At 70.1% G+C, this 17,686-nt stretch carries 12 protein-coding genes, 6 tRNA genes and 1 pseudogene; 4 read left to right on the forward strand and 15 right to left on the reverse strand.

The window, feature by feature from the left end; translation table 11 throughout:
* The 7 genes and pseudogenes from AB0J66_RS37405 to AB0J66_RS37435 all read right to left on the reverse strand — a co-directional run.
* Positions 1–347: pseudogene (locus AB0J66_RS37405) on the reverse strand (hypothetical protein); the annotation flags it as partial.
* A 667-nt stretch (positions 348–1,014) separates the two neighbouring features.
* A tRNA-Met gene (locus tag AB0J66_RS37410) sits at positions 1,015–1,093 on the reverse strand.
* Between the two features lie 2 nt (positions 1,094–1,095).
* Positions 1,096–1,167: transfer RNA gene (locus AB0J66_RS37415), tRNA-Lys, on the reverse strand.
* A gap of 4 nt (positions 1,168–1,171) precedes the next feature.
* Positions 1,172–1,245, reverse strand: a tRNA-Arg gene (locus tag AB0J66_RS37420).
* A 5-nt stretch (positions 1,246–1,250) separates the two neighbouring features.
* Positions 1,251–1,323 (reverse strand) — tRNA-Met (locus AB0J66_RS37425).
* 30 nt (positions 1,324–1,353) lie between these two features.
* Positions 1,354–1,426: transfer RNA gene (locus AB0J66_RS37430), tRNA-Ala, on the reverse strand.
* 226 nt (positions 1,427–1,652) lie between these two features.
* Positions 1,653–1,725: transfer RNA gene (locus tag AB0J66_RS37435), tRNA-Trp, on the reverse strand.
* Positions 1,726–2,353: 628 nt separating this feature from the next.
* Here AB0J66_RS37435 and AB0J66_RS37440 point away from each other — a divergent pair.
* Positions 2,354–3,241, forward strand: a complete 888-nt coding sequence (locus AB0J66_RS37440) for an NADP-dependent oxidoreductase (protein WP_364671380.1) — start codon at positions 2,354–2,356, stop codon at positions 3,239–3,241.
* Here the strand turns inward: AB0J66_RS37440 and AB0J66_RS37445 are convergent.
* From AB0J66_RS37445 to AB0J66_RS37460, 4 genes are all read right to left on the reverse strand, one after another.
* Positions 3,238–4,707, reverse strand: a complete 1,470-nt coding sequence (locus AB0J66_RS37445) for a phospholipid carrier-dependent glycosyltransferase (protein WP_364671383.1) — start codon at positions 4,705–4,707, stop codon at positions 3,238–3,240. The two genes, AB0J66_RS37440 and AB0J66_RS37445, sit on opposite strands and share 4 nt — an antisense overlap.
* 97 nt (positions 4,708–4,804) lie before the next feature.
* Positions 4,805–5,335: a DUF6745 domain-containing protein gene (locus AB0J66_RS37450; RefSeq protein WP_364671385.1), complete on the reverse strand. Its 531-nt coding sequence runs from the start codon at positions 5,333–5,335 to the stop codon at positions 4,805–4,807.
* A gap of 739 nt (positions 5,336–6,074) precedes the next feature.
* On the reverse strand, positions 6,075–7,097 hold the full coding sequence (locus AB0J66_RS37455; RefSeq protein WP_364671388.1) for a TAXI family TRAP transporter solute-binding subunit: 1,023 nt from the start codon (positions 7,095–7,097) through the stop codon (positions 6,075–6,077).
* 22 nt (positions 7,098–7,119) lie between these two features.
* Positions 7,120–9,474 (reverse strand): TRAP transporter fused permease subunit, encoded by a 2,355-nt coding sequence (locus AB0J66_RS37460; RefSeq protein WP_364671391.1) that lies wholly within the window; start codon positions 9,472–9,474, stop codon positions 7,120–7,122.
* 70 nt (positions 9,475–9,544) lie between these two features.
* On the opposite strand from AB0J66_RS37460, the gene AB0J66_RS37465 reads away from it, so the two are divergent.
* Positions 9,545–10,192: an intradiol ring-cleavage dioxygenase gene (locus AB0J66_RS37465; protein ID WP_364671393.1), complete on the forward strand. Its 648-nt coding sequence runs from the start codon at positions 9,545–9,547 to the stop codon at positions 10,190–10,192.
* Between the two features lie 61 nt (positions 10,193–10,253).
* The gene (locus tag AB0J66_RS37470; protein ID WP_364671396.1) at positions 10,254–11,921 is read left to right on the forward strand and encodes an AMP-binding protein; all 1,668 of its coding nucleotides are present in this window, start codon (positions 10,254–10,256) and stop codon (positions 11,919–11,921) included.
* On the opposite strand, the gene AB0J66_RS37475 is transcribed toward AB0J66_RS37470, so the two are convergent.
* Positions 11,911–12,738, reverse strand: a complete 828-nt coding sequence (locus tag AB0J66_RS37475) for a class I SAM-dependent methyltransferase (RefSeq protein ID WP_364671399.1) — start codon at positions 12,736–12,738, stop codon at positions 11,911–11,913. The two genes, AB0J66_RS37470 and AB0J66_RS37475, sit on opposite strands and share 11 nt — an antisense overlap.
* 78 nt (positions 12,739–12,816) lie before the next feature.
* On the opposite strand from AB0J66_RS37475, the gene AB0J66_RS37480 reads away from it, so the two are divergent.
* On the forward strand, positions 12,817–14,400 hold the full coding sequence (locus AB0J66_RS37480) for a glycosyltransferase family 39 protein (protein ID WP_364671401.1): 1,584 nt from the start codon (positions 12,817–12,819) through the stop codon (positions 14,398–14,400).
* Here AB0J66_RS37480 and AB0J66_RS37485 read toward each other — a convergent pair.
* The 3 genes from AB0J66_RS37485 to AB0J66_RS37495 all read right to left on the reverse strand — a co-directional run bounded on the left by AB0J66_RS37485 (position 14,388) and on the right by AB0J66_RS37495 (position 17,661).
* Positions 14,388–15,179 carry a TetR family transcriptional regulator gene (locus AB0J66_RS37485; protein WP_364671404.1) on the reverse strand — a complete coding sequence of 264 codons (792 nt, stop codon included), beginning with the start codon at positions 15,177–15,179 and terminating at the stop codon, positions 14,388–14,390. The genes AB0J66_RS37480 and AB0J66_RS37485 overlap by 13 nt on opposite strands.
* A complete protein-coding gene (locus AB0J66_RS37490) occupies positions 15,176–16,006 on the reverse strand; it encodes an oxidoreductase (RefSeq protein WP_364671406.1) in 831 nt (276 codons plus the stop codon). The genes AB0J66_RS37485 and AB0J66_RS37490 overlap by 4 nt, the downstream gene beginning before the upstream one ends.
* 83 nt (positions 16,007–16,089) lie before the next feature.
* Complete coding sequence (locus AB0J66_RS37495) at positions 16,090–17,661, reverse strand: AMP-binding protein (RefSeq protein WP_364671409.1); 1,572 nt, start codon at positions 17,659–17,661, stop codon at positions 16,090–16,092.
* Positions 17,662–17,686 lie beyond the last annotated feature (25 nt).

Genomic DNA, 17,686 nt, shown 5'->3' on the forward strand with positions numbered 1-17,686 from the left:
ACGTCGGCTTCGGCTTCGGCTTCGGCTTCGGCTTCGGCTTCGGCTTCGGCTTCGGCTTCGGCTTCGGCTTCGGCTTCGGCTTCGATGAATGCGAGCATGGCGACGTCCGGCTCGTCCAGCAGCGCCAGCCGGAAGACGTCTCCATCTCCCCAGGCCGCGCTCCACTCGCGAAGCCCCACCACGGTGGTGATCCGCTCAGCCGTCAGCCCCGCTTCCGGCCCACTCGCGGCCGCCGCACGATGAATCCACCGAGCCTCGAAGAGCTGCTCGAACCCGGCCGGTGCCAGATCAACCGCACCGAAGCTGTCCTTGACCGAATATCCCCCCAGATCCCCGCGCGGCAGCACATCCGCAGCCGAGGCTCCGCCGTGAGGGTGACCGCCGCCGGGTAGTACGGCGGCGGCGGCCCGAGACTGCGCCACGCCCGCTCCCCGAATCGCGACTCCACCCCATGAGTCCGGCACACCAATGCACACCACTCGGCGTTGTTCCGCACCGCCGCGGACAGCACATCCACCATCCGAGCACCTAAGCACAAAGCCGCCCATCCCCGTCAGCACAAGCCCCAAGCGCGAGAGGGACGCCGCAGCACCCTGCAGCGTCACGGCACACGTGCGCAACCAGGCGCCGGTCCAGGACGAAGCGCGGATCGCAGGGCGGCACGGGACGCGAGACCGCGAAAGGGTGCGGGACAGCACAGGGGCGCGGAGACGCGGAGACAGCGCGGAGACGCGGAGACAGCGCGGAGACGCGGAGACAACACAGGGGCGCGAGACGCGGGACAACGCAGGTGTGCGAGGCAGCGCAGGGCGCGCGGGAGCGCAGGGCGCGGGAACGCAGGGCGCGCGGGAACGCAGGGCGCGGGAACGCAGGGCGCGCGGGAACGCAGGGCGCGCGGAGGCGCTGAGGCGAAACATCGCGGTGCCGGAACAGCGCATAGGGCTAGCCGTGCGCTGGTCGGCGGGAGAGGGCCGACCAGCCCTGGCGGGAGGGCTGGTCGGCGGGGTGGGACGTTGGTGGCAGGGGCGGGATTTGAACCCGCGTTCTCCGGCTTATGAGACCGGCGAGGACGACCGTGCTCCTCTACCCTGCGAGTGCGCCGCCGGGGATTCGAACCCCGAACCCACCGCTTAAGAGGCGGTTGCTCTGCCGTTGAGCTAGCGGCGCGTTGTGCCCCCGGGGAGATTCGAACTCCCGATCTCCGGCTTCGTAGACCGGCGCGCTGTCCAGCTGCGCTACAGGGGCTTGCGTGTCGTCGGGTGGTTTCGAACCAGCCGGCCTCCGCCTTATGAGGGCGGCGCTCTACCGCTGAGCTACGACGACTCGCCATGACGCGGTCTGCGGCCGCGACCGTGGACCCGGCCGGGCTCGAACCGGCCACCTCCCGCTTGCAAGGCGGGCGCTCTCCGAACTGAGCTACGAGCCCATCTCCGACCCGGCGCCGGGTCAGAGGGGGGGTCGGCGCCGAGTCGGTGGCTTGGCGCCGGTCGAACAGGCGAGGAGGCGGCCGGCGCGTTGGGTGGGTAGCGCAAATAGTCCCGCCCAGCGAGCCCGGCGGTCGTCCCACCCGCCGCAGCCGGCCCGCGCGGCCACATCCTCGACCCATTTCTGGGTGCAATTAACTGCTATTCAATTGTACGGAAATAAAAGCACACGGGCGGCAGGAATCGAACCCGCAACCATCGGCTTTGGAGGCCGCCGCTCTACCGATTGAGCTACGCCCATACGAATCCATGACAGAGAAAAGCCGCCCGTCCCGAAGCGGGAGGGCGGCGGCGAAACCGTTACGGCGTCAGCCGTTTCGCCTGCACACTCCCGAGACGGGCCGCTTCATGGCTCGTCGCCAGCCCACCGCCGCGGCGGCCGGGGCTTCGCTCTCCATGGAGCCGTTGATCAGGGCCGAACCGCACGCGCGGAGGGCGACCATGTCGGCGGCCTGCCACATCATCTCGATCCCCTTTCCGGCGCGTTCTCTTCGGACGAGAGAAACATTAGTCCGGGCGACCCATTCTGACAATCCCTTTTCCAAGAATTACTCACCGGCGACCGGGCTGGGTGAAACCGCCGCGGCCATGGTGGAGGAAACCCCCGCGGCCAGGCTGGAGGAAACCGCCACGGCCGGGTAGGACGAAACCAGCGTCGCGGGCCCTGACCAAACCGCCCCGACCGCGGCCGAGGAAACCACCCCAGCCGGGCGGAAGGGAACCGGCACAGGCGCTGCCCAGTACCGAGGAAAACCGGAGCTGCCCAGGGCTGAGGGAGACCGGCGCAGTCCGGGTGGAGGAAACCTGCACGCCGGCCGGACGAAACCTCTCTTGACTTGAAGCCCGGTTCAAGTTGGACCGTGACAGCCATGCGAGCAGCCGCGTTCGACAGTCCAGGACCGCCCGAGGTGCTCAAAGAGACGGAGGTGCCCACGCCCCACGCCGGGCCGGGTGAGGTGCGCGTCCGTGTGCGGGCGGCCGGCGTGCAGCCGTACGACTGTGCGGTGCGCGAGGGCTGGAACCCAGCCGGAGCCCCGCCGGGCTTCCCGCGCATCCCGGGTAACGAGTTTGCGGGCACCATCGACGAGGTGGGGCCTGGCAGCGACCAGCGGGTCGGCCAGGAGGTGATCGGGTTCGGGATGCTCAACGCCTACGCCGAATACATCGTCGTGCCGGCCGAGAATGTCTCCGCCAAGCCCGCGAGCATGTCCTGGGAGGAAGCCGGCGGCTTCAGTGCCGGCGCCCAGACCGCCCACATCGCGTTGCAGGAGCTGGGCATCGCTGACGGCGACACGCTGCTGGTACACGGTGCCGCGGGCGCGGTCGGGACCGTGGCCGTGCAGCTGGCCCGCGCTTGGGGCGCCACCGTCGTCGGCACCGCGGCCCCCGGGAACCACGATTACCTACGCTCTCTCGGCGCCACCCCCATCGCGTACGGCCAAGGTCTGACCGACCGCATCAGGGCAACGGCACCGCACGGCGTCGACGCCGTCCTGGATGGCGCCGGGGGTGAAGCCCTGGACATCTCGCTCGGCCTCACCACGAACGTCCTCACGCTGGTCGATCACGGCCGCCCTGGTGTCCTTGTGACGCCACCCCTGCGTTCTCGGGAGCGCCTGGCCGAGCTGGCCCGGATGTACGCCGACGGGCAGCTCCGCATCCACGTCCGCGCCGCCTACCCGCTGACCAAGGCGGCCGACGCGCACCGTGACGTGGGCTCCGGGCACGGCCGGGGCAAAGTCGTGATCGTCGTCTAGATCCAGCGGCTGCCCAGCCACATGCGTTGGGACCAGCTCTCGTACGGGATCGAGGAGCCCACGAAGATCGGATAGAAGTACGCGAAGCACAGGGCGACCGCGACGACGTACGCGGCGGCGGCGATCGTGCCGACGAGCTGACGATCTGTACGGCCCGAGCCGGTGGCTATGCCCTCCTGCGGGGTCATGATGGCGCCGAGCACATAGACGACCGCGAGGATCAGGAACGGCAGGGCGGGCAGCGCGTAGAACGAGAACATCGTGCGCCCGTCCTTGATCGCGTAGTAGAACCACGGGAGCAGGCCGGCCACCACGCCGGTGCCGATCGCCCACGCCCGCCAGTCCCGCCGGGCCACGCCGAACCAGGCCAGGGCGGCCACCGCCGGCAGGAACGACCACCACAGGATCGGCGTGCCGAGGAGCAGGATCTGCCGTACGCAGTTGGGCGCGCCGCAACCGCTCGCGCTGGGCCAGTAGAAGTTGACCGGCCGGCCCAGCAGCAGCCACTGCCACGGCCAGGACTGGTACGGATGCTTCGACGTCAGGCCACTGTGGAACTTGTACGCCTCCGAGTGGTAGTGCCACAGGTTCATCAGCGCGCCGATGACCGGTGGCTCGCTGATCCCGTTGTCCGCGCGGAAGTGCCGGAAGTAGCCGTCGTTGGTGACGAACCACCCCGTCCACGTGGCCAGATAGACGACGAACGCGGCCCCCAAAGCAAGGACCAGCCACCCGAAATCAGCGACCACGACGGCGGGCGCACCGGCCGACCGCCGCGCCTGAATCCGCCAGACGATCACCAGCGCGGCGAAGAACGGGGCGAAGAACAGCGCGCTCCACTTCACCCCGCTGGCCAGCCCGAGCATCGCCCCGGCCACGAGCAGCCACCACGGCACCCGGGCCGGCCGGCCGCCGCTCTCCAGGGCCCGCAGCCAGCCGCGCCGATAGTGATCGCGGTCGAGCACGATCGCGGCGAACGTCATCAGCACGAACAGCCCGAGGAAGATGTCGAGCAGCGAGATGCGCGACAACACGAGCTGGAACCCGTCCAGCGTCATCAGAAGCCCGGCCGTGCCGGCCAGGACAACCGAGTGGAACAGCCTGTACGCGACGCGGATGAGCACCAGGATCATCAGGATGCCGGCCATCGCGGGCATGAAGCGCCAGCCCAGCTCCGTGTTGCCGAACATCAGCTCGCCGACCGAGATCAGCCATTTGCCCAGAGGCGGATGCACCACATAAGCCGCGGCGTTGGTCTTCTCGGGATCCCACTCGACGCCGTGCTGCAACATGTCCCAGGCGTCGGTCGGGTAGTACACCTCGTCGAAGACGTAGCCCTTGGCGCTGGTGATCCCGTTGAGCCGCAGGATCGCCGCGACCGCCACGATGATCGCGGTGACCGCCCACGAGTGCGGGTTGAGCCAGTTGTCGAGGGTGGCCAGCCGGCGCCGGACGATGTCAGGCACGGCGCGAAGAACCGTCGGTTCCGGAGCCAGCGTTGTCGTCACACCGCGATCGTAGGGCCGGGCACCGACAAATCGATGCCCGGCGAAGAACGAATTGTCAGAGGACCCCGGTCACCGACCATCCGTCGCGGTACTCGACGCACTCCAGCCGCAGCTCATCGTGCCAAGACCCAGGCACAGGCTTGAGCCGTACGCGGGCAGGCCGCTCGACAAGCACACAGCGGTCGTCCCCCGGCCACCACCACCCGGCCGACCGGGCCAGAGCCTCCCAGGCGCCCAACTCGCCACTCGCTTTCGGCGCGGCCAAACCGAGCCGGCGCAGCACGTCCAGGTAGGCGATCCACCACCCGTCCTGCTGCCCGTACCAGCCCACCGGCGGCGGCACGCCCAGCGCCGCCCGCACCGGCAGATAGAACGCCGAGAAGGTCCGGAACAGGGCGTCCCGTACCCCCTGGGTCAAAATCTCCTTGAACGGCAGCCCGAGCTCCAGCGCCCGCTCCGGCGGCAACACCGGCCATCCCTCGCCTTTCTTCCGCTTGGGCGAGGCCCGATCGGCCGGCGGTTCGGCGTACGTCTCTTCCGCTGTGGACCGCAGAAACGACAGCCCGGCCGCAATGTCACTGGCCACCGGCGGCCGCCCCGCCGGCCGCCGCGACGCGACCCAGCTCCGCAGATCCTCGTGCGAGGGCAACCCCCGGAGGTACGGGAGGGCAGCGCGCGGCGAATCGACCCAGACAAACTCCGGCCGCCGGTGATAAATCGAGGCGATAGCCTCTTCGGTGACCTGGCGATCGGCCGGCTCGGTACAGAACCCGACACCCAACCATTCGCGGCGAATCTCCACCGCTTGCCGCCAGAAGTCGTTACGGAGCGCGGCATCCCGCCGCGCGAGCGCGATCAAAGCGCGAGGGCGCACGCGCCCTTCCGAGAGAAGATCATCATGTCGCCCATGATGCCCCCTCCCCACCCAAACCATCAACCCATTAACCCGGCCCGCTCCCTCCCGCCCCTGACCGGCTTCCGCCCCGCTGCCGCCCGCTGCCGCCCCGCTTCCGCCCGCTGCCGACTCTTTCGAACGCGCTCAACTCGCTCAGCCCTCCCTCGAACGCGTTCAAACCATCGGCCCCGAGCCACCTCGAACCCGTTCGATCGGTCAGCTCCAGGCCAGCTTGAACCCGTTCGACCCGGCGACCGCACCGCCCTGAACGCGTTCAACGCGGCGACCCCGCACCCGCTTGAACACGTTCGACGCGGCGGCCCTAGACCGGCTTGAACGCGTTCGACTCCGCGGCCCCGGACCGCGGCTTGAACACGTTCGACCCGGCCAATCCGGGCTGGCTTGAACGTGTTCGGGTGTTGGGGTTTGGCTACTTGGGGGCGTTCAGGTCGTCCAGGCTCTTGACGGCGCCGCGCTGCAAGGGGACGGGGTCGGTTTTGCGGGCCTGGTCCAGGGTGATCTCCTTGGCGGCGGCATTGGCCTGCACGAGTTGGGGCTGGCGGTCGAAGAGGGTCTTGGTCAGGACGCAGGCGACGTTGGGGTCGAGGTCGTTCCGGACCAGCAGGAGGTTGGGGACGATCACGGTGGGGGCGTCGGCGGGGAGCTTGTAGGTGGCGGCGGGGATCGTGCCGGCCTCGTACACCGGGTTGATCTTCTGGAGGGCGGGGAGCAGCGGCGTCACGTCGATGAACTCGACCTGGTTGGCCGAGGTGGTCAGCAGGTCGGTGATGCCGGGGGTGGGCAGGCCGCCCGACCAGAAGAGGGCGTCGATCGAGCCGTCCTTCATGCCGTCGACGGTCTTGGTCAGGTCCAGTTTCTGAGCGCTGATGTCCTTGGCCGGGTCGAGGCCGGCGGCGGTGAGCATGCGGTTGGCGATGACCTCGGTGCCGGACTTCGGGGAGCCGGTGGAGACGCGCTTGCCCTTCATGCCGGCTACGTCCTTGATGCCGGCCGCCTTGCGGACGATCACCTGCGTGTAGTTGGTGTGGATGCGGGCCAGGGCGGCGATCGGCTGCTTGCTGTCGAAGCTGCCGGTGCCGTTGACCGCGTCGGCGGCCGAGTCGGCCAAGGAGAAGGCGACCGCGTACTGGCCGGCCACCACCTGCTGGATGTTCTGCACGGAGGCGCCGGTCTCGGAGGCGGTGGCCTTGAGCTTGCCGCCGGTCGCGTTGATCTGCTCGGCGTAGGCGTTGCCGAGCGCGAAGTAGACACCGGTGGCATTGCCGGTCGCGATGCCGACCCGCGTCTCGTTGCCGACGTTGCAGGTCACGTCCCCACCGGCATCAGTCGAGGCCGCATCCTGCCGCCCACCACACCCCGTCACCGCCGCCAGCACGGCGACGACCGCGATGCCGGCCGCAGCGGCCCGGTTGCTCGAGAACGCCGATCGCACAATTCCGTTTTGTCGCTTCATATCAACCCCGTTCGTCGGTAGAGGAGGGTGGAGAGGCTTTTCGAACGCGTGGCGCCGCCGCCGCGGACGGCGGGGAGGGCGCGGACGGCGGGGAGGGCGCGGACGGCGGGGAGGGCGCGGGCCGCTCAGCGGCCACGCCGCGGGCAGACCCGGCGGACGCCGACTCGGCGCGGGCAGGCCCCGCAGACTCGGCGCCGGTGGACGCAGGCTCAGCGTGGTCAGGCGCAGGCTCGGCGCGGGTGGGTGCGCCAGGTGCGGGCGCCGCCCCCGGAACGACGTGATCAGCGGACGTGGAGGCGGACCCCGGGGCGACAAATTCCGCGGAGGCGGAGGCGGGCACGCCTGAGTCGGAGGCAGACGCGGGCACGCCTGAGTCGGAGGCGGGCATGGCGGACGTGCCGGAGGTACGGCGGTTGAGGGCCGACCACCCCACGGCGGCGGCCAGCAAGGTCACGCCGATGGCGATGGCTGGGGGCGAGAGGTAGAGCAGGCACAGCCCGGCCAGGGCGGCCAGCGCACGCGGGCCCGTACCGGCTGGGCCTATGCCCAGGACCCAGCCGCCGGTGGCGATGGCCAGGGCGGCTACGGCGAGCACGGCGACGGCGGTGGCCCAGGTGACCTCCAGAGCCGAGCCGCGGGCCAGCAAGTAGGAGCCGGCGGGGGTCAGGACGAAGGCGATGGGGGCCAGGAAGGCAGGCAGGGCGTACTTCAGGGCCTGCCACATGGTGGGGATGGTGCGGCCGCCGGTGATGGCGCTGGCGCCGACGGCGGCCAGGGCTGTGGGTGGGGTGACCTCGGAGAGGACCGAGTAGTAGAAGACGAACATGGCGGCCGCGGGGGCGGGGACGCCCAGGGCGAGCAGCGCCGGGCCGATGATGACCCAGCCGATGATGAAGCTGGCGGTCACGGGGACGGCCAGGCCGAGCAGGGCCAGGGCGACGGCGGCCAGGACGACGGTGGTGGCCAGCACGGCGGTCGGGTTGGTGAACAGGGCCTGGGCGCCGCGGACCAGCAGCGACGCCAACTGGGCGCCGAGGCCGGTCTTGGTGGTGGTGGCGGTGATGATGCCGGCGGCGGCACAGACGGCCACGACCGGCAGTACGCCGCGTACGCCCGCGCTCAGAGCCTCGAAGGTGCGCCGAGGGGTCAGCCGGGAGGCGCGGTCGAGGAAGGACAGGGCGAACGCGACCACGGTGGCGTAGACGACGGCGCGGGTGGCGCTCTCGCCCAGGGCCAGCAGCACGACGATCAGCACCAGGGACGAGAAGTGGTAGCCGAAGCGGGCCAGCAGCCGCAGCGTACTGACCGGTGGGGTGTCGAGCGCACGGACCCGGAAGCGGCGGACGTCGATCTCCACCGCCAGCAGGATGCCCAGGTAGTAGAGGACCGTGGGGATCATCGCCCAGCCCAGGACCGTCAGGTACGAGACGTCGAGGTACTCGGCGACGATGAAGGCGGCCGCACCCAGCGTGGGCGGGGACAGGATGGCGCCGACGCCGGCCGCGGCCAGCATGCCGCCCGCCTGCTCGGCCGGGTAGCCGGCCCGGCGCAGCATCGGCCAGGTGACCGCGCCGACGCTGACCGCGGTGGCCGTGCCCGACCCGGAGACGGTGCCGAGCAGGAAGCCGGCGGCGACGGCGGTGCGCCCGGCCGCGCTGCGGGAGCGGCGGAACGCGGCCACGGACAGGTCGACGAAGAAGCGGCTGGCGCCGCTGAGGTCCAGGACGGCGCCGTAGATGGTGAACAGCACGATGTACGTGGCGGCGACGTCGAGCGGGGTGCCGTAGAAGCCGCTGCCCGAGTTGTAGAGCGCGTCCACGATCTGGGCGAAGTCGAGACCGGCGTGGGCGACCGGCCAGCTCTGCGGCAACAGACCGCCGTAGTACGCGTACGCCAGGAAAGCGAGACAGACGACGGGCAGCGCCCACCCGGTGGTCCGGCGGCAGGCCTCGACCACCAGGACGAGCATGATCGCGCCGAAGACCACGTCGACCGGGTCGAGCAGGCCCTGGCGGTTGAGGAACGCGTCGTAGCCGCCGTTGAACGGGTTCAAGGGGTAGAGGCAGACCAGCAGGGCCGCCGCCGCCAAGATCCAGTCGGCGACTCCCGGGCGCTCGGCGCTACGACGACGGAATTTGTAGGCGAGGAAGACCAGCGGCAGCGTCCCGGCCAGGAAAATGATCAGGTAGTACTGGCTGCCGCGGGCCAGCGGCCGGAACACCTGCCAGAGGACCAGCACGGCGACGGCGAACGCGACAACGGAGACGGCGAGGCCGATGCGCCCGGTCAAGCGACGGGCGGGCAGCTCCTCGTCGTCGTACACGACCTCCGGGCTCAAAGATCGATCATCGCCCATGGAACGGACAGTAACCGACTCGCACCCGTCGGGGAACCCGCCGGCAACCGTCGCGACCTCCAATGGAGGCATGACCGTGCAGATGGAGACCCGGCAGCACGACGGCGGCCTCGCCCTCGACTTCCCGACGCTGCGCCGGCGGCGGATGATGGGCCTGGTCAACGGCATGACGGTGGCCGCGCTGACCGCCGGGGACAATGACGTGCTGGCCCGCAGCGGCATCGTCCGCAGCGACATCCGCTGGGGTTTCGGCACGGCGACCGGCGTGGCCAAGGGCGTCCCGCTGACCATCCGGCTGCGGCTGATCAGCGCCACCTCCGGGCGCCCGCTGAGCGGCCACGCGCTCTACCTGTGGCACGGCGACCGCGACGGCGCGTACTCCCTCTACTCCCCCGGCCTGGCCGGGCAGAACTACCTGCGCGGCGTCCAGACCACCGACGACGCCGGCTGGGTCACGTTCACCAGCATCTTCCCCGGCGCCTACCGCGATCAGTGGCCGCACCTGCACTTCGAGGTGCAGACGGCCGCGCTGCGCGGCCAGATCGCTTTGCCCGGCGACGCTTGCTCGCAGGTCTACACCACGGCGGGGTACGAGGGGAGCCGCGCCCGCCTGACCGGGGCCGACCCGGCCGGCGCCGACCCGCACGCGCTCGCCATGGCCTGCGTCACGGGTGATCTTGAACGCGGTTTCACGGCCACCCGCACGATTGGCATCTGACGCCATCTGGCCCTGCGGCCTGATCGGGTGAAAACTCAGCGGGCAGGCTAGGAGGCTTCAGATGGCTGTTTCTTTCCGCGAGGCGCGGGATTTCCTTCTCGGGCACGCCGACGACTACGCCGCGGCCACCGAAGGGTTCGAGTGGCCCACGTTGAACGAGTTCAACTGGGCCCTCGACTGGTTCGACGTCATCGCCAAGGACAACGACGCGCCGGCGCTCTGGATCGTCGAGGAGGACGGTTCGGAGCAGCGCTTCTCCTTCGCCGAGATGGCCCGGCGGTCGGATCAGGTCGCGTCGTGGTTGCGGTCGCAGGGAGTACGCCGTGGCGACCGCCTGGTGCTGATGCTGGGCAACCAGGTCGAGCTGTGGGACACCATCCTGGCCGTCATGAAGCTCGGGGCCGTGCTGATCCCGGCCACCCCGCTGCTCGGCCCGGCCGACGCGGCCGGCCGGGTGGCCCGGGGCGGCGCCAGACATGTGATCGCGAGGTCGGACGCCGCCGCGAAGTTCGGGGCCGTGGACCCCGGCATCACCCGGATCGCGGTCGGCGCGCCGGTCGACGGCTGGCTCGACTTCGGCTCGGCCTACGCCACGGATGACGCCTTCGAACCGGACGGCGTCACCAAAGCCGGCGACACGCTGCTGCTCTATTTCACCTCCGGCACGACCGCGAACCCCAAGCTGGTCGAGCACACCCACGCCTCGTACCCCGTCGGGCACCTCTCGACCATGTACTGGATCGGCCTGCGCCCGGGCGACGTGCACCTCAACATCTCCTCGCCGGGCTGGGCCAAGCACGCGTGGAGCAACGTCTTCGCCCCGTGGAACGCCCAGGCCTGCGTCTTCATCTACAACTACACGCGCTTCGACGCCGGCCGCCTGATGGCCGAGATGCAGCGGTGCGGCGTGACCAGTTTCTGTGCCCCGCCCACCGTGTGGCGAATGCTCATCCAGTCCGACCTGAGCGCCCTGGCCACCCCGCCCCGCCTGGTCGTCGGGGCCGGCGAGCCGCTCAACCCCGAGGTCATCGACCAGGTGGCCAAGGCCTGGGGCGTCACCATCCGCGACGGCTTCGGCCAGACCGAGACGACGGTGCAGATCGCCAACACGCCCGGCCAGCCGGTCAAGCCGGGCTCGATGGGCCGCCCGGTCCCCGGCTACCGGATCGAGTTGATCGATCCCAATACCGGCGCCCCCGCCGCCGAGGGCGAGATCTGCGTGGCCCTCGACCCGCGCCCGACCGGTCTGATGGTCGGTTACCACGGCGACCCCGAGCTGACCGCCGAGCGGATGGCCGGCGGCTACTACCACACCGGCGACGTGGCCTCGCGCGACGAGGACGGCTACATCACGTACGTGGGCCGCACCGACGACGTCTTCAAGGCCTCCGACTACCGCATCTCGCCGTTCGAGCTGGAGAGCGTCCTGATCGAGCACGAGGCCGTGGTCGAGGCGGCCGTGGTCCCCTCCCCCGACCCGCTGCGCCTGTCGGTCCCCAAGGCCTACGTCGTGCTCGCGGAGGGCTGGGCGGCCGACGCGGCGACCGCGGAGGCCATCTTCGCTCACGCGAAGGAGCACATGCCGCCGTACGCCCGCATCCGCCGCCTGGAGTTCGCCGACCTCCCGAAAACCATCTCGGGCAAGATCCGCCGCGTCGAGCTCCGCGCCGCCGAGCTGGCGAAGCGCCCCACCCCGGAGTCGGTCCCGCCCGGCGAGTTCACCGGGTGAGCACGTAGATGCGCGGGTTCAGCTTGCCGATCATCTGGTAGACGCCCCACAGGCTGTCGGTCAGCAAGTACTCGTACGCGATCGTGCCGAACCGCTCCTCGTACGCCGCCCGGTTGCGCAACAGCCGGGAGACCCACAGCAACTGCTGGGAGCTGGAGGCGACGCCGTCTTCCTCGCGACGCTCGCGCGTCTCACCGTGCAACTCGATGCACTGTTCGATGCGCAGGCCGGCACCGGTGATCGCGGCCTCGATCCGCTGCGGGTCGAGGCTGCTGGCATGGATGCCCGCCGGTGGCCACATGAACGCCGCCTCGGCCGGCGTCAGCCAGTCGGTGGCGGTCATCTGGAAGACCACCGCGCGCCCGGCCGGCTTGAGGACCCGCCGGAACTCGGCAAACACCGTTTCCAGATCCTCGACGTGCACGAGCACGTCCTTGCACCAGATCAGGTCGATCGAGCCGTCGGGATCGGTCAGTTTCTCGGCGATGCCTTCGTCGATGCGGACCCGGGCGGCGACCTCGGGTTCCTCGGTCGCGAGCGTGGCCCGGGCGCGGGCGGCGTTGTCGAGGTGACAGCGGACCGGATCGACGCCGCGCACCGCGAACCCGAAGCGGCGCGCCAGCTCGAACGAATAGCGCCCCTCGCGGGCGCCGACGTCGAGCACGGCCGCGCCCGGCGGCAGGCCGGCCTCGGCGACCAGGTCGTACATGAGCTGGTTGAGGTCCCGCGGCGACAAACTCTCGTTCAGCGCCGCCTCAACGTCGTCGTCGAACGTGTCGCCATAGACGTCGTCCAGGCTGCGCATCACCCGGTCCATGGCCGCAGAGTAGGGGCGGCCACGCCGGTGCGCCACGGCTTTTCGAACGGGCAGCGGGGCACCGGCTAGATTTGCCCGGTGCTGCAGCGGCGATGGCTCTATCCGATCGTGGTGGTGCTGTTACTGGGACAGATGGCGTTCGCCATGGTGACCACCGCGGTGCAGCAGTCGCCGACCATTGACGAGCCGGTCTATGTGGGCGTGGCCGAGGTCTACGCGCAGCAGCACAGCCTTCGCTACAACCCGGAGCATCCGCCGCTGGCCAAGCTGTTCATGGCGGCCGGGATGGCCTTCGAGGACGCCAAGCTCGACCCGGGCTTCCAGGGGAACCAGTCGCTCTTGGGGCGACACCTGCTGTACGAGTCGGGAAACAACCCGTTCCGGCTGTTGCTCGCGGCCCGGTTGCCGATGATCGCGCTGACGTTGCTGATCGGGCTCGTGGTGCTGTTCTTCGCGCGGGACCTGGCCGGGCCGTGGGCGGGGCTGGTGGCGCTGGCCCTCTACGCCTTCTCGCCGGATGTGATCGCGCACGGATCGCTGGCCACGCTCGACGTGCCGGCGGCCGGATTCCTGTTGACGACGTTCTGGCTGCTCTGGCGGGCGCGGGAGAAACCGGGGCGCTATCTGCCGCTGGCCGGCCTGGCCCTGGGGGCGGCGCTGGCGACGCGGGCGAGCACGCTTCCGGCCGTACCGCTGGCTCTGGCCCTGGTTTTTCTGTTCTACCGGGCCAAATGGACGTGGCGGGACGTGGCCGCGCGGCTCGGGGCGGCGGTCGCGGTCGGGCTGATCGCGGTGGCCACGGTGTGGCTGGTCTATCTGGCGGTGGATCCGCGGCTGCGGTGGACGACGCCGGCCGGGCTGCCCAATCCGGGTGGGCTGCGCGGGCTGGCGGTGGATCTGCTGCCGTTCCCGCAGGCGTACCGGGACGGGGTGCTGATCCAGTTCAAGTTCGAGACGCAGACGTTCAACGGCTTCCTGCTCGGCGAGGCGTACAAGGGGTCGCGCTGGTACTACCTGCCGGCCGCGCTGCTGATCAAGACGCCGCTGGGGATGATCGCGCTCTGGATCGCCGGGACCGTCACGTTGCTGCTCAAGAAGTGGGTGGCGGCGCTCTACACGCTGGTGCCGGCCGGGGTGCTGATGCTGGTGGCCATGACGGGGGCGAGGGATTACGGCTCGCGGTATGTCATCTTCATGCCGATGTTCCTGGGTGTGGTGGCCGGGACGGTGGTGCTGATCCGCTGGAAGTACGCGTGGGTTCCGGCGACGGTGCTGGTCGCTTTTGTGGCGGTCAGTTCGCTGCGGACCTTTCCGTACTACCTGCCGTACTCGAACGAGGCGTTCGGCGGGACGGCCAACACGCACAACAACCTGCACGACTCCAACGTCGACTGGGGGCAGGACCTGCCCCGGCTGGCCACGACCATCAAGCAGAGATACCCGGGCGAACGGGTGTGGCTGGTCTACAAGGGTGGCGGCGCGCCCGGTTACTACGGGCTGCGGCTGCCCAATCCGCTCGCGGTGCCGCTCGACCAGGTGCGGGGCATCGTCGTGGTGTCGGATTCGCGGGTGGCCCTCGCGCAGAATCAGCTCAAGCGCCTGATCGACTCCAGCACCGAGATCGGCCAGGTCGGTTATTCGATGACCATCTACCGCCGGTGAGGATCGACTGACCGGGAGGCCGAGCCGGAGCCGGCCGCGCCCTGGGTGGCGCCGCTCGGCGTGTCTGCGGTGAGGGCGAGTAGGCCGGTGACCGCGACCACCAGGGAGCGGCCCATTCGGTGGGCGAAGTCGACCCGTGAGCCGGCCAGCCGGACATCCTCCGTGGCCTCGACCACGGAGGGCGCCGGGTTGGCGAAGGGCCAGAGACCCGCGAGCAGCAGGATCATGAGCTGGACGAGCTCGCGCGAGGACGGCTCGCCCAGCGCGGGGATCCGCTCGCGCAGCAAAGCGGCCAAGGCGACCTGGAGCTCGCCGTTCGCGAGCTTGAACTCGCGGATGGCCTCGGCGCTGATGTTGCGCTCCAGCTCGGTCCCGAGCGAGCTCCACAAATCGCACATGCGCGGTCGCCGCGCCAGAGACGCCGCCAGCGCCTCGACAACGGCGGCGGCAGAGGGGGAGGCGGCCGCGGAAGGGGTGGCCGCCTCGGGGGAAGGTGCGGCGGATCGTGGCGGGGGCGGCAGCTCGGTGGGGAGGGCGGTCAGCCAGTCGGCGATCGACTGGTTGAGGAGGGCGAAGAAGACGGCCTCGCGGGTCTCGAAGTAGCGGACGACGTTCGTCTTGGAGAGGCCGACGCGGCGGGCCAGCTCGCGGAGGCTGATGTCGCTCACCGGCATCTCGGTGAGCAGCTGCTCCGCGACCCCGAGGATGGCCCGCCGGCGGGCCTCGCGCTGCTCGGGGCTGCGGGCCCGCTGGAACTGCTGGTCTGGCTGCGCGGTCACTCCGCGTAGCTTACGGACTCGCTCACCGCCCGCCACCGCGCGTCCGAGGCCGCGAGCGACTCGGCCTTGGCCTGGGCGACCGCGACCGCGTCGGCGCCGAGGAGCAGGTGCAGCGGCGGCTCCGGGTGGTCGGCCACGTCGATCAGGACCTGGGCGATGCGCGTGGGGTCGCCCGGCTGGTGGCCGTTGTGCTCGCTGAAGCGGGCCACGGCGGGCTCGATGACCGGCTTGTAGGCGTCGCTGATGGGCAGGGTGCTCATCGAGTCGCCGGCCCAGTCGGTGCGCATGCCACCGGGCTCGGCCACGGTGATCTTGATGCCGAACGGCTCGACCTCCCGGGCCAGCACCTCGGAGAAGCCGCCGACGGCCCACTTGGCCGACTGGTAGGCGCCGAGGCCGATGCTGGCGACGCGGCCGCCGACCGACGACACCTGGATGATGTGGCCGCCGCCCTGGGCCCGCATGACCGGCAGCGCGGCCCGGGTGACGTTGACGACGCCGAAGAAGTTGGCCTCGATCTGGGCTCGGAAGCTCTCCTCGGGCATGTCCTCGATCGACGCCACGTCGGCGTACCCGGCGTTGTTGACCAGCACGTCGAGCCGGCCGAAGGCGCCGACCGCCTCGGCCACGGCGGCGCGGGCGGCGGCCGGGTCGGTGACGTCGAGGGCGACCGTGCGCACCCGGTCCCCGTACGTCTCGGTCAGGTCCTTCAGTTGCTCGGGGCGGCGCGCGGTGGCGACGACCCGGTCGCCGTGCTCGAGGACGGAGACGGCCAGCTGGCGGCCCAGGCCGCGGGACGTGCCGGTGATCAGCCAAACCTTGCTCATGACGGCTCCTTAAGAGGCCAGTGGAATCTTGTACGTCCACCATAACGGGCCGCTGGCCTCTTATATGCCGGTCGTGGCGTGGCTCACGAAAACCCCAGGATCTCGCTCGCCCGCTCGCGCATCTCGACCTTGCGGACCTTGCCGGTGACGGTCATCGGGAAGCCGTCGACGACGTGCATGTAACGCGGGATCTTGTAGTGCGAGAGCTTGCCGGCGCAGAACGCCCGCACGTCGTCGGCGCTCAGCGGCTTCGCCTCCGGGCGCATGACCACCCAGGCCATCAGCTCCTCGCCGTACTTCGGGTCGGGCACGCCGATCACCTGGACGTCGGCGATGTCGGGGTGCGAGTAGAGGAACTCCTCGACCTCGCGGGGGTAGACGTTCTCGCCGCCACGGATGACCAGGTCCTTGATCCGGCCGACGATGTTGAGGTAGCCATCCGCGTCCATCGTGGCCAGGTCGCCGGTGTGCATCCAGCGCGCGGCGTCGATCGCCCCGGCCGTCGCCTCGGGCTGGTTCCAGTAGCCGAGCATCACCGAATAGCCACGGGTGCAGAGCTCGCCCGGCTCGCCCCGCTCCACCGCCAGGCCGGTGTCCGGGTCGACGACCTTCGACTCCAGGTGCGGCATGACCCGGCCGACGGTCTCGGTGCGGCGGGCCAGGGTGTCGTCGGGGCGGGTCATCGTGGAGACCGGCGACGTCTCGGTCATGCCGTAGCAGATGGCCACCTCGGCCATGTTCATCTCGGCCACCACCCGCTTCATCACCTCGACCGGGCAGGGCGAGCCGGCCATGATGCCCGTGCGCAGGGAGCTCAGGTCGTACTCGCCGAAGCCGGCCAGGCCCAGCTCGGCGATGAACATGGTCGGCACCCCGTACAGCGAAGTGATCTTCTCCTGGGCCACCGCCCGCAGGGTGGCCGCGGGGTCGAAGCCGGGCGCCGGGAGCACGATGCAGGCGCCGTGCGAGGTCGCGGCGAGGTTGCCCATGACCATGCCGAAGCAGTGGTAGAGCGGGACCGGCAGGCAGACCCGGTCGTGCTCGGTGTAGTTGATCAGCTCGCCGACGAAGTAGCCGTTGTTGAGGATGTTGTGGTGCGAAAGCGTCGCACCCTTGGGGAAGCCGGTCGTTCCCGACGTGTATTGGATGTTGATCGGATCGTCGAACGACAAGTCGGCGGCGATCGGGGCGCCGTCGACATATAAATCGGATAAATCCGGAAGATAAACCACGTCGGCGAAGCCGATCTCCTCGATCATCGCGCGGTAATCGCTGGTCTTGAATTCCACGGCGCTGATCAACAAGCGGAGGCCGGACTGCTCGACGACAAAGCGCAACTCGTGCGTACGGTAAGCGGGGTTGATGTTGACCAGAATTGCCCCGATCTTGGCCGTCGCGTACTGCGTGATCACCCACTCGCCGCAGTTGGGGGCCCAGATCCCGACCCGGTCGCCCTTCCCGATGCCCCGGCCGAGCAGCCCGCGGGCCAGCCGGTCCACATCGGCGTTCAGCTGCGCGTAGGTCCAGCGGCGCCCGGCCGCCACATCCACCAGCGCCTCCCGCTCGCCGAAGCGGGACACCGTCCGTTCGAGGTTCTCGCCGATCGTCTCGCCGAGCAGGGGCAGATTCGAGGTTCCCGATGCATACGACAGCATTTCCGCAGCATGAACCGGCCGCCAC

Origin of the sequence: Actinoplanes sp. NPDC049598 (assembly GCF_040675435.1) — a bacterium.
Taxonomy (GTDB): Bacteria; Actinomycetota; Actinomycetes; order Mycobacteriales; family Micromonosporaceae; genus Actinoplanes.